At 43.0% G+C, this 449-nt stretch carries 1 pseudogene; it reads left to right on the top strand.

Annotation, left to right across the window (positions count from 1 at the left end):
• A pseudogene (locus J4051_RS18880) lies at positions 1–449 on the top strand (hypothetical protein); the annotation flags it as partial.

The raw sequence follows: 449 nt of genomic DNA on the forward strand, positions 1-449 counted from the left end.
TATACTTTGAATAGTCAGTCTGACCCAAGTATAATGGGCGATGCCAAATTCACAAAACGGGTCAATGGCACAACCTTGATAGAGGTCATGTTGGATGGTACTTCGGCTGGCGATGAGCATCCAGGTCATATTCATATGAATACTGCTGCCGAAGGTGGGGACATTGCCGTTACCTTTACGCCTTTAAACGGAGCAACAGGTATGAGCAAAACGCAAGTGGCCATGTTGGCTGATGGGACGGCCATTACTTATGAAGAACTATTGGATTTTAATGGATATATCAATATTCACAAAAGTGCCGACGATCTTGGAACATTAATCGCACAAGGAGATATCGGACAAAATGAATTGACCGATGCTTCTAAAACCTATACTTTGAATAGTCAGTCTGACCCAAGTATAATGGGCGATGCCAAATTCACAAAACGGGTCAATGGCACAACCTTGAT

The sequence above is a fragment of the Gelidibacter pelagius genome, from assembly GCF_017581925.1.
GTDB lineage: Bacteria > Bacteroidota > Bacteroidia > Flavobacteriales > Flavobacteriaceae > Gelidibacter > Gelidibacter pelagius.